Source organism: Microbacterium sp. K41 (assembly GCF_004794395.1).
Classification (GTDB): Bacteria; Actinomycetota; Actinomycetes; order Actinomycetales; family Microbacteriaceae; genus Microbacterium; species Microbacterium sufflavum.
Map to the genome: position 1 here is coordinate 1 of NZ_SSDO01000351.1, position 9,660 is coordinate 9,660.

The 9,660-nt window shown below is 71.0% G+C and carries 14 protein-coding genes; 12 read left to right on the forward strand and 2 right to left on the reverse strand.

What is annotated here, in order from left to right; all coding sequences use genetic code 11:
• From DW309_RS19565 to DW309_RS10905, 5 genes are all read left to right on the forward strand, one after another.
• On the forward strand, positions 1-304 hold a 304-nt coding region (locus DW309_RS19565; RefSeq protein ID WP_168387246.1), incomplete at its 5' end, for a hypothetical protein.
• Between the two features lie 14 nt (positions 305-318).
• Positions 319-492 carry a CsbD family protein gene (locus DW309_RS10890; protein WP_136031698.1) on the forward strand — a complete coding sequence of 58 codons (174 nt, stop codon included), beginning with the start codon at positions 319-321 and terminating at the stop codon, positions 490-492.
• A 123-nt stretch (positions 493-615) separates the two neighbouring features.
• A complete protein-coding gene (locus DW309_RS10895; protein ID WP_136035291.1) occupies positions 616-1,182 on the forward strand; it encodes an RNA polymerase sigma factor in 567 nt (188 codons plus the stop codon).
• Complete coding sequence (locus DW309_RS10900; protein WP_136031671.1) at positions 1,179-1,781, forward strand: Asp23/Gls24 family envelope stress response protein; 603 nt, start codon at positions 1,179-1,181, stop codon at positions 1,779-1,781. Before DW309_RS10895 ends, DW309_RS10900 begins: the two co-directional genes overlap by 4 nt.
• Positions 1,781-2,173, forward strand: a complete 393-nt coding sequence (locus tag DW309_RS10905) for a hypothetical protein (RefSeq protein ID WP_240753185.1) — start codon at positions 1,781-1,783, stop codon at positions 2,171-2,173. Before DW309_RS10900 ends, DW309_RS10905 begins: the two co-directional genes overlap by 1 nt.
• Positions 2,174-2,201: 28 nt before the next feature.
• Here DW309_RS10905 and DW309_RS10910 read toward each other — a convergent pair whose 3' ends face one another.
• Positions 2,202-3,047, reverse strand: coding sequence for an SDR family oxidoreductase (locus DW309_RS10910; protein ID WP_136045383.1), 846 nt, complete (start codon positions 3,045-3,047; stop codon positions 2,202-2,204).
• Positions 3,048-3,144: 97 nt separating this feature from the next.
• On the opposite strand from DW309_RS10910, the gene DW309_RS10915 reads away from it, so the two are divergent.
• The 7 genes from DW309_RS10915 to glmM all read left to right on the forward strand — a co-directional run bounded on the left by DW309_RS10915 (position 3,145) and on the right by glmM (position 9,283).
• Positions 3,145-3,510 (forward strand): winged helix-turn-helix transcriptional regulator, encoded by a 366-nt coding sequence (locus tag DW309_RS10915; RefSeq protein ID WP_136045384.1) that lies wholly within the window; start codon positions 3,145-3,147, stop codon positions 3,508-3,510.
• A 98-nt stretch (positions 3,511-3,608) separates the two neighbouring features.
• Entirely contained in the window at positions 3,609-5,147 is a 1,539-nt protein-coding gene (locus DW309_RS10920; RefSeq protein WP_136036437.1) for an APC family permease, read from the forward strand.
• A gap of 38 nt (positions 5,148-5,185) precedes the next feature.
• The gene (gene truA, locus DW309_RS10925) at positions 5,186-6,034 is read left to right on the forward strand and encodes a tRNA pseudouridine(38-40) synthase TruA (RefSeq protein ID WP_136045385.1); all 849 of its coding nucleotides are present in this window, start codon (positions 5,186-5,188) and stop codon (positions 6,032-6,034) included.
• A gap of 52 nt (positions 6,035-6,086) precedes the next feature.
• A complete protein-coding gene (locus DW309_RS10930; protein WP_136031683.1) occupies positions 6,087-6,755 on the forward strand; it encodes an endonuclease/exonuclease/phosphatase family protein in 669 nt (222 codons plus the stop codon).
• 196 nt (positions 6,756-6,951) lie between these two features.
• Positions 6,952-7,398 carry a 50S ribosomal protein L13 gene (rplM, locus tag DW309_RS10935; protein ID WP_136031685.1) on the forward strand — a complete coding sequence of 149 codons (447 nt, stop codon included), beginning with the start codon at positions 6,952-6,954 and terminating at the stop codon, positions 7,396-7,398.
• A 26-nt stretch (positions 7,399-7,424) separates the two neighbouring features.
• On the forward strand, positions 7,425-7,910 hold the full coding sequence (gene rpsI / locus DW309_RS10940) for a 30S ribosomal protein S9 (RefSeq protein ID WP_136031687.1): 486 nt from the start codon (positions 7,425-7,427) through the stop codon (positions 7,908-7,910).
• A gap of 14 nt (positions 7,911-7,924) precedes the next feature.
• Positions 7,925-9,283 (forward strand): phosphoglucosamine mutase, encoded by a 1,359-nt coding sequence (glmM, locus tag DW309_RS10945; RefSeq protein WP_136045386.1) that lies wholly within the window; start codon positions 7,925-7,927, stop codon positions 9,281-9,283.
• 64 nt (positions 9,284-9,347) lie between these two features.
• On the opposite strand, the gene DW309_RS19570 is transcribed toward glmM, so the two are convergent.
• The coding region (locus DW309_RS19570; protein WP_168387247.1) for a hypothetical protein at positions 9,348-9,660 on the reverse strand (313 nt) is incomplete at its 5' end.

Here is a 9,660-nt window from a genome sequence, read left to right on the forward strand (position 1 = left end):
CGTGGTGTCGGCGCGGACGGTCGCGCGTCGGGCGGGCCGTCGTACCGCCCTCGGGCTCGTCGTGACGCCGCGGAAGGGGGCGGCTCTGGGGGCCGTCGTCGCCGCGGCCGAGGCGGCCGTCGCGGAGTGGGACCGGTTGCTGGGTGTGGAGGTGCCGGTGGTCGTGCACGTCGCGGACCGCGGGTGGCGCGAGCTGTTCCGGTCGAGGCAGAGGATGCGCCGGTCGCTGGCCGGCGCGGGCGAGGCGGGGCACCGGTCCCGCACCGCCCGGACGTCGTCGACCCCGAGAGCCGGGGTCGCGTGAGGAAAGGAGCCGCCATGAGCGGAGAGAACAAGATCAAGGCCGCCGCCGAGAAGATCGCCGGCAAGGCGAAGGAGGTCGTCGGCGAGGTCACCGACAACGACCGGCTCGTCGCCGAGGGCAAGGCCGAGCAGGCGAAGGGCGATGTGCGGAACGCCGCCGAGGATGTCAAGGACGCGTTCAAGAAGTGATCCCGCTCGCGCAGGGGGCGCCCCCGGTCGGGGCGCTCCCTGCGGCCGAGCCGTGCGCACGGATCCGATCCGTCGCCGCACGCGCTCCGAACCTGCAGGGGAAGCGGAACGAAGGGTGGGGGAATGGCAGCGGATGGCTCTCGCGGCCCGCTGGAACAGGCCGGGGATCACATCGTCGCGGGTCGCGCCATGGACGGCGACGTCGAGGCGTTCGCGGTGCTGGTGCGGAGGTACACGCCGATGATGCGCGCGTACACGCAGCGCATGCTGAACGGCTCGGCCGAAGTGGACGACACCGTGCAGGAGGCGTTCGTGACCGCGTGGCAGCGGTTCGGCGAGCTCGACGACCCCGGCAAGGTCAAGAGCTGGCTGATGCGCATCGTGAGTCGCAAGGCCGTGGACCGGCTCCGGCGCCACCGCCCGGCGGTCGATGTGACCGAGATCGACCGGCCGGCACCCCTGCACGCCTCGCCGTCGGCGGTGGTGGAGGTGCGCGAGGGCGTCGCGGCACTGGGAGCCGCGCTGCGGGAGCTCCCGGAGGCGCAGCGCGAATGCTGGGTGCTGCGCGAGATGGGCGGGTACAGCTACGACGAGATCGCCGCGGAGCTCGGCGTCCCCGTCAGCACGGTGCGCGGGCTGCTGGCCCGTGCGCGCGGATTCCTGATCACCCGGATGGAGGCGTGGCGATGAACGACGACCACGAGAACCCGGACCTGCGCGGTCTCGGACTGGAGCCCGACGACCTCGACGGGCACACGATCGAGGAGCTCGCCGACTACCTCGAGGCGGGGCGTCAGCCGCGCGTGGCCTCGATCGAGGAATCGCCGGGGTGCCAGCTCGCCCTCGACGCGCTCGAGCGGCTGCACGGACTGGGCGACGCGCTGATGGCGGCCGACACCGCGGCAGAGCCCGCGGTCGAGGAGGGGTGGATCGACCGGATCCTGAGCGGGATCGCGATGGACGCCAGGGCGGGACGCCGCATCCCGTTCGCCTCGGACGACCCTGCGGTGGAGCTGGCGATCACCGAGGGTGCGGTGCGCGGTCTCGTGCGGGCGGCCGAGGAGGCGGTCCCCGGCGTGCTCGTCGGGCGATGCCGCCTGGAGGGCGACGTCACGACGCCGGGTGCTCCCGTGCGCGTGGCGATCGACGCGAGCGTGCTGCACGGCGAGCCGATCCGCGGGCTGGCCGACCGGCTCCGTACCGAGGTGGACGCGCGGCTGCGTCGGCACACCGAGCTCACCATCGCCGCGATCGACGTGACCGTCAAGGACATCAGGGAGGTGTCGTGATGACGCAGGATCCGACGATCGACGGCGAGGGCCGTCGCGAGCTGGCCGCCCGGATCGAACAGGTCCTGCGCGCGCAGGAGGGGGTCCGCGGCGTCTACCGCTCCGGCTCGCTCATCTCGAATCTGCTCAGGGCGGGGGCCGCGGCGCTGGGCGCGACGCGCGACGCCGAGCCGATCGTGTCGGTGGCCGCGGGGGCGCGCGGGGTCGCGGTCGAGGCGTCGATCGGGGTGGACGCGGGCGCGGCGTCCGGAGAGGTCCTCCGGGAGGCGCGGGCCGCGGTGGAGGCCGTGCTCGCGGAGCAGGGGTACCAGCGCGAGAGCATCACGCTCGTGGTGGCCTACGTGCAGGTCGCCCGTGCCGCGGGGGAGCCCGTCGAGGCGGAGCCCCGCTGACCGTGCGGTCGGCGGGGCTCCGGCCGGCTCACGCGATCGCGCGCAGTCCCTGGACGAGCGGCGTGGTCGGACGGCCGATCAGCCGCGCGAGCGTGCCGTCGGTCTCGGCTAGTGCGCCCCCGCGGATGCCGGCGTCGAGGGCGACGACGAAGCCCGCGGTGCCCTCGTCGAGCCCGGCTCCGCGCAGCGCCGCGAGCTGCTGGTCCGCCGTGAGCGACACGAAGGTCACCTCGCGTCCGGTGACCTCGGCGATCGCGGCGGCCAGCTCCGTGTAGTCCCACGCGACGTCGCCGCCGAGCTCGTACACGGCGCCCGTGTGACCGTCGTCGAGCGCGACCACGGCGGCGGCCTCGGCGTAGTCGGCGCGGCTGGCGGAGGCCACGCGACCGTCTCCGGTGCCGGAGGCGAGCACGCCCGTCTCGGCTGCGCGCGCGAGGTCGGCGGCGTAGTTCTCCGTGTACCAGTTGTTGCGCAGGATCACGGCCGGGACGCCGGAGGCCGCGATCAGCTCCTCCGTGGCCTTGTGCTCCGGCGCGAGCACCAGGTCGCTCGTGGTGGCCTTCGGGGCGCTGGTGTACACGAGCTTCGAGACGCCGGCGGCTGCGGCCGCGTCGATCACCGCCCGGTGCTGCTCGACGCGGCGGCCGACCTCGGAGCCGGACACGAGCACGACCGTGTCGATGCCGTCGAGGGCCGCGGCGACGGAGGCCGGGTCGTCGTAGTCGAGGGGCACGACGCGCACGCCGAGGTCGGCCGCCCTGGCCACGTCGCGCGCTCCGGCGACGATCGACTGGGGGTCGGCGCCGCGGGCGAGGAGGGCGGCGATGATGAGGCGGCCGAGGTGTCCGGTGGCTCCGGTGATGAGGATGGTCATGAGGGCGGTCCTTCCGTTGGTGAACACCTGCCCCAACCGGCGCGAGGCACCCGCGCATTCCATCCGACCGGTACCCACTTTGACGTAAGGTACCTACATGTCGGTGAGTTTTGCGGAAATCCGGGAGTCTTCGCCCACGGTGTTCGACCAGGGCTGCGGCACGCGCGTGGTGCTGGACCACATCATGAGCAAGTGGGGCGTGCTGGTGCTGTCGTGCCTGTCGGACGGCACGCGGCGCTGGGGCGAGCTGCGACGGGAGGTCGACGGCATCAGCGAGAAGATGCTCGCGACCACGCTGCGCACGCTGTCGGCGGATGGGCTGGTGCACCGGGAATCCCTGCCCACGGTGCCCCCGCACGTGGAGTACAGCCTCACCCCGCTGGGGCGTGACCTGATGGACCGGATGCTGCCCCTGATGGAGTGGGTCGCCACGCACGCCGACGGGATGCTCGGTCGCGAATGAATCCACGGATTCCGTCGTGAGATGAAGTTGTGTGAGTGGAATCCGTTGCTCGAAGAAAAGGATTGACGGTATACCGCAGCTCGTCGTACTGTCTGAGCATGGCAACGACGCCCATCCACCTGGAACGACCCGACGGCAAGGGGCTGGCCGCTGGCACCCTCGGCCTGTGGGGATCCACCGTCATCGGTCTCGCCTCCACGGCGCCGGTCTACTCCCTCGTCGCGACGCTCGGCTTCGTCGTGCTCGCGGTCGGGGCGCAGGCACCGATCGCGTTCGTGATCGCCTTCGTCCCGATGCTCCTGATCGCCTTCGCCTACCGCGAGCTCAACAACGCCGTGCCCGACTGCGGCACCACCTTCACCTGGGGCACGAAAGCGTTCGGCCCCTGGGTGGGCTGGATGGGCGGCTGGGGCGTCGCGGTGGCCGGGATGGTCGTGCTCGCGAACCTCGCCCAGATCGCCTCGGTGTACTTCTGGTCCCTGATCGGGTTCGACCTGGAGAACAACGACTGGCGGATCATCCTCGTCGCGGTGCTCTTCATCGCCGCGATGACCTGGGTCAGCTGGCGCGGCGTCGAGATCGGCGAGCGCATCCAGAACATCCTGCTGGCCGTGCAGTACCTGGCCCTCGCGATCTTCGTGGTGGCCGCGCTGTGGCAGTTCTTCACCGGCGACGCCCCCGACGCCACGCCGTTCTCGTGGGAGTGGCTGAACCCGTTCGGCTTCACGGACTGGTCGGGCTTCACCGAGGCCATCCTGCTCGCCCTCTTCATCTACTGGGGCTGGGACACGTGCCTCGCGCTGAACGAGGAGACCAAGGACCCCAAGCGCATTCCCGGGCGGGCGGCCGTGCTGACCTGCGTGATCCTGCTGGTGACCTACGTCGCCGTCACGATCGCGGCGATGATGTACGCGGGTCTCGGCGAGGACGGCACGGGGCTCGGCAACGAGGCCAACGCCGACGACTTCTTCCTCGCGATCAAGGACGGCCTGCTGGGCCCGTTCGGCTGGGTGCTGGTGGTCTCCGTCATCATCTCGGCGATCTCGTCGACGCAGACGACGATCCTGCCCACCGCGCGCGGCACGCTCGCGATGGGCGTGTACCGGGCGCTCCCCGCGAAGTTCAAGGAGGTGCACCCGGTCTACAAGACCCCGTCGTTCTCGACCATCGTGATGGGCGTGGTCGCCTCCGCGTACTACGTGGGCATGACGCTCATCAGCGACAACATCCTGCAGGACTCGATCCTGTCGCTGGGCCTCGCCATCGCGTTCTACTACGCCATCACCGGGTTCGCCTGCGTCTGGTACTTCCGCGCCGACCTGCGCACCTCGGCACGCGACCTCTTCTTCAAGGGGATCTTCCCGCTCGTCGGGGCGCTGCTGCTCACCGGCGCGTTCGTGCAGTCCGCGATCGACATGTGGGACGTGGACTACGGCTACACGGTGCTGTTCGGCATCGGCGGCACGTTCGTGATCGGCATCGGCTCGCTCGCGATCGGCCTGGTGCTGATGCTCCTGTGGTACCTGTTCCCGCGGTCGAAGCGCTTCTTCCGCGGCGAGAGCCTGAACCGCGACACCGAGGTGATGGTGCCGGACGAGCCCGGCGTCTCCATCCGCTCGGTCGACGGCGGCATCTGAGGCGGCGGGTGCGCGCGGGGCTGTCCTAGGCTGGCCTCGTGCGCATCCGGCTCGACATCGCCTACGACGGCACCCACTTCCGCGGCTGGGCGACACAGCCCACGCTCCGCACCGTTCAGGGCACGCTGGAGGCGGCGCTCGCCCGCATCGTGGGCTCCGACGTGCGGTTCGTGGTCGCCGGCCGCACCGACGCCGGCGTGCACGCGAGCGGACAGGTCGCACACGTCGATCTCGACGAGCGGCAGTGGTCGCGCATCGAGGCCAGGCACGGACGGGCGGCGCAGGATCCGGCGGGCTCGATCGCGGGACGCATGCGGGGTGTGCTCGGCGCCTACCCCGACGTCACCGTCACCCGGTCGACCGCGGCGCCCGAGGGTTTCGACGCGCGCTTCTCGGCCGTGTGGCGCCGCTACCGGTACCGTCTCGCCGACGGTCTGGCCGGCTACGACCCGCTGCGTCGCGCCGACACCACGAGCATCCGCGGACGCCTGGACGAGCGCGCGATGGACGAGGCCGCGCGCACGCTGATCGGCCTGCACGACTTCGCGGCGTACTGCAAGCCCCGCGAGGAGGCCACCACCATCCGCACCCTGCTCGACTACCGGTGGGAGCGCGACGCGGACGGCGTGCTGGTGGCCGAGGTGAAGGCGGACGCGTTCTGCCACAGCATGGTGCGCGCCCTCGTCGGCGCGTGCGCGGCCGTGGGGGAGGGTCGCCTGGACGTGTCCGACCTGGTGGTGCTGCGCGACGCCCTCACCAGGACCAGCGAGTTCAAGGTGCTCGCGGCCCGGGGCCTGACGCTGACCGAGGTCGGGTATCCGGCGGACGAGCTGCTCGCCGCACGGGCCGAACAGACCAGGGCCCGCCGCGACCGCGAGTCGGACTGATCGCCGGATACGGATCCCGGGCACAGCAGGGGCGGGTAGCGTGGGCACGGTCATGAAGGTCATCTCGTACAACCTGCGCAAACACCGGGCGGCCGGGGAGCTCGCGACACTCGTCGCCGAACACGACCCCGACATCCTCTGCCTGCAGGAGTGCGACGTGCCGGCGCTGCCCGACCGGATCGGGGGCCTCGTGCTCGCCGACGCCACCCAGGGCAACCGCCTCGGACTCGCGCTGTTCTACCGCGAGAGCACCTACCACCTGCAGGGCATCCGCACCCTCGGGCTGAAGAAGTCGCTGCACGACCGCATCGCGAAGCCCGCGCACGAGCGGGTGCTCGGCGCACGGCTGCGCGACATCGACGACGGCGACGAGTTCATCGTCGCGTCGTTCCACGCCGCACCGCTGACGGCGCTGAACTCGCTGCGGCGCCACCAGATCCGCGCGGCCCTGACCGAGCTCGCGAGCCTCGGGGACGGCCTTCCGCAGCTCATGGTCGGCGACTACAACTACCCCGTGTTCAAGGAGAACCTGGGGCAGGCCGTGCGCGACCACGGCTATGCGCTGTCGCTCAGCGACGACCACACCTACACGCGCTACCGCGTCTTCCGCGGTCACTACGACTTCGCGACCTCGACCGGATTCGAGATCGAGCGCATCACGACCCTGCCGCAGCGGTCGAGCGACCACCGTCCGATCCTGGTGACGGTGAAGACCGACTGACCGGGCGCGGGCCCGCGGCTGGTTTGGTCGGAGGGGGTCGGGTGGCGTATGCTGACTCTTTGGTGCCCTTCCCGTACTGCGAGGAAGACGCACATCCGAACGTGAGCCCTCCACTGGCGTGTTCGTCCCTGTCGGGAGGAACCACCCCGGAGTGGGATTCACGAACACCTCCGTTCGACAAGAAAGCAGCACTATCGTGACGCGCACTTACACCCCCAAGGCTGGCGAAGTCCAGCGCGACTGGGTCGTCATCGACGCCACCGACGTCGTTCTCGGCCGCCTGGCCTCGCACGCGGCGACGCTCCTGCGTGGCAAGCACAAGCCGACCTTCGCCAACCACATCGACTCGGGTGACTTCGTCATCATCGTGAACGCCGACAAGGTCGCGCTCACCGGTCAGAAGCTCCAGAAGAAGATCGCCTACCGTCACTCGGGCTACCCGGGTGGTCTGAAGGCCGTCAGCTACTCCGAGCTGCTCGAGAAGAACCCGGTCCGCGCCGTGGAGAAGGCCATCCGCGGCATGCTCCCGAAGAACAGCCTGGGCCGCCAGCAGCTGTCGAAGCTGAAGGTGTACGTCGGTGCCGAGCACCCGCACGCCGCGCAGCAGCCCCAGCCGTACACCCTCGACCAGGTCGCCCAGTAAGCGCCGTAACGACTAAGGACATACTCGTGGCTGACATCCAGGACACCACCGAAAACCTCCAGAACTTCTCGACGTCGACCCCCGAGACCGAGGCAGTCGAGGCGGCTCCCCGCCCCGTGCTCAGCGTCCCGGGCGCCGCTGTCGGCCGTCGCAAGCAGGCCATCGCCCGCGTGCGTCTGGTCCCCGGCTCGGGCACCATCACGGTCAACGGCCGCACGCTCGAGGACTACTTCCCGAACAAGCTGCACCAGCAGCTGATCAACGACCCGTTCACCGCGCTGAACCTCGCCGGTGCCTACGACGTGATCGCCCGCATCTCGGGTGGTGGCGACTCCGGCCAGGCCGGCGCGCTGCGTCTCGGCATCGCTCGTGCCCTCAACGGCATCGACGCGGAGAACAACCGTCCGACCCTGAAGAAGGCCGGCTTCCTCTCGCGCGACGCTCGCGTCAAGGAGCGCAAGAAGGCCGGACTCAAGAAGGCCCGTAAGGCGCCTCAGTACTCGAAGCGTTAAGGTCCACTGCTCCGATGCCGATCTTTGGCACGGACGGCGTGCGAGGACTCGCCAATGGCATCCTCACCGCCGACCTGGCGCTCACCCTGGCCCAGGCGACTGCTGTCGTCCTGGGCCAGGGCCGTACGGCGGAGGCTCGCAAGGCCGAAGGCAAGCGACTCACCGCCGTGGTCGCCCGTGACCCCCGGGTCTCGGGGCACTTCCTCACCGCCGCCGTCTCCGCGGGCCTCGCGTCCTCCGGCGTCGACGTGCTCGAGGCCGGGGTCATCCCGACCCCCGCACTCGCGTTCCTCGTGGCCGACCGCGACGCCGACTTCGGCGTGATGATCTCGGCGTCGCACAACGCGGCGCCCGACAACGGCATCAAGATCTTCGCCCGCGGCGGCCGCAAGCTCCCCGACATCGTCGAGCAGCGCATCGAAGACGCCATGCACGGCGAGAAGCTGCGCCCCACCGGCGCAGGCGTCGGTCGCATCGACCGCTTCTCCGACGCCGAAGACCGCTACGTCGTGCACCTGCTCGGCTCGCTGCCGCACCGCCTGGAGGGCATCCACGTGGTGCTCGACTGCGCGCACGGCGCCGCCTCCGGCGTATCGCCCGAGACGTTCCGCGACGCGGGGGCCGAGGTGACCGTCATCGGCGCCGACCCCGACGGCTGGAACATCAATGACGGCGTCGGCTCCACGCACCTCGAGAACCTCGCTGAGGCCGTGGTGCGGCTCGGCGCCGACGTGGGCATCGCGCACGACGGGGACGCCGACCGGTGCCTCGCGGTCGACGCGAACGGCACCATCGTCGACGGCGACCAGATCATGGCGATCCTCGCGCTGTCGATGAAGGAGCGCGGCGTCCTCACCGACGACACGCTCGTCGCCACGGTCATGAGCAACCTCGGCCTGCACGTCGCGATGCGCGAGCACGGCGTGACCGTGCGTCAGACCGCGGTCGGCGACCGCTACGTGCTCGAGGACATGAACGAGGGCGGCTACGCGCTCGGCGGCGAGCAGTCCGGCCACGTGATCATGAGCGAGTTCGCCACCACCGGCGACGGCCTGCTCACGGGTCTGCACCTGGTGTCGGAGATGGCGCGACAGGGGAAGTCCCTCGCCGAGCTCGCCTCCGTGATGACGGTCTACCCGCAGGTGCTGATCAACGTGCGCGACGTCGACAAGGATCGTGTCGCCGACGACGAGGTCGTGCAGCAGGCGGTGCGCGACGTCGAAGCCGAGCTGGGCGACACCGGGCGCGTGCTGCTGCGCAAGTCCGGGACGGAGCCGCTCGTGCGGGTCATGGTCGAGGCGGCCGACTCGGAGTCGGCCCGCGCCTACGCGGAGCGCCTCGCCGCCGTGGTGCAGGAGCGCCTCGCGCTCTGACGCTCTCCCGTGAGACGGCCGGTCGCTTCTGCGGCCGGCCGTTCGCGTCTCCGCCCCGGCGGGGTCAGGGCGCGGCGCAGATGCGGAAGTAGCCGCTGTCGGCGAGCGTCTCCGTGGCGCAGGCTCCGCCCGTGAGGCGCAGTTCGTGCGCCATCGCCGGAGCGTCGGCGAGCCCGAGGTGCGCGCCCGTGAGCACGATCGGCGCGACCGCCGCCCCCCACGGGTCGGCGGCGAGCCACCGCACGTCGTTGTCGGACACCCAGGTGGCGAGCGGGGCGACCGCGGCCCGCTGCCCCTCCAGGGTCACATCGCGGGGCGTGAAGCACGACACCACGTGCGCGACCGCTCCCGCCGCGACGACCGCGGCGAGTACCGCC

What these genes read in the sequence shown, in the direction of transcription:
- DW309_RS10890 (WP_136031698.1), top strand. Translation starts at nt 319, where the DNA reads ATGAGCGGAGAGAACAAGATCAAGGCCGCCGCCGAGAAGATCGCCGGC.
- DW309_RS10895 (WP_136035291.1), top strand. Translation starts at nt 616, where the DNA reads ATGGCAGCGGATGGCTCTCGCGGCCCGCTGGAACAGGCCGGGGATCAC.
- DW309_RS10900 (WP_136031671.1), top strand. Translation starts at nt 1,179, where the DNA reads ATGAACGACGACCACGAGAACCCGGACCTGCGCGGTCTCGGACTGGAG.
- DW309_RS10905 (WP_240753185.1), top strand. Translation starts at nt 1,781, where the DNA reads ATGACGCAGGATCCGACGATCGACGGCGAGGGCCGTCGCGAGCTGGCC.
- DW309_RS10910 (WP_136045383.1), bottom strand. Translation starts at nt 3,047, where the DNA reads ATGACCATCCTCATCACCGGAGCCACCGGACACCTCGGCCGCCTCATC.
- DW309_RS10915 (WP_136045384.1), top strand. Translation starts at nt 3,145, where the DNA reads ATGTCGGTGAGTTTTGCGGAAATCCGGGAGTCTTCGCCCACGGTGTTC.
- DW309_RS10920 (WP_136036437.1), top strand. Translation starts at nt 3,609, where the DNA reads ATGGCAACGACGCCCATCCACCTGGAACGACCCGACGGCAAGGGGCTG.
- DW309_RS10930 (WP_136031683.1), top strand. Translation starts at nt 6,087, where the DNA reads ATGAAGGTCATCTCGTACAACCTGCGCAAACACCGGGCGGCCGGGGAG.
- glmM (WP_136045386.1), top strand. Translation starts at nt 7,925, where the DNA reads ATGCCGATCTTTGGCACGGACGGCGTGCGAGGACTCGCCAATGGCATC.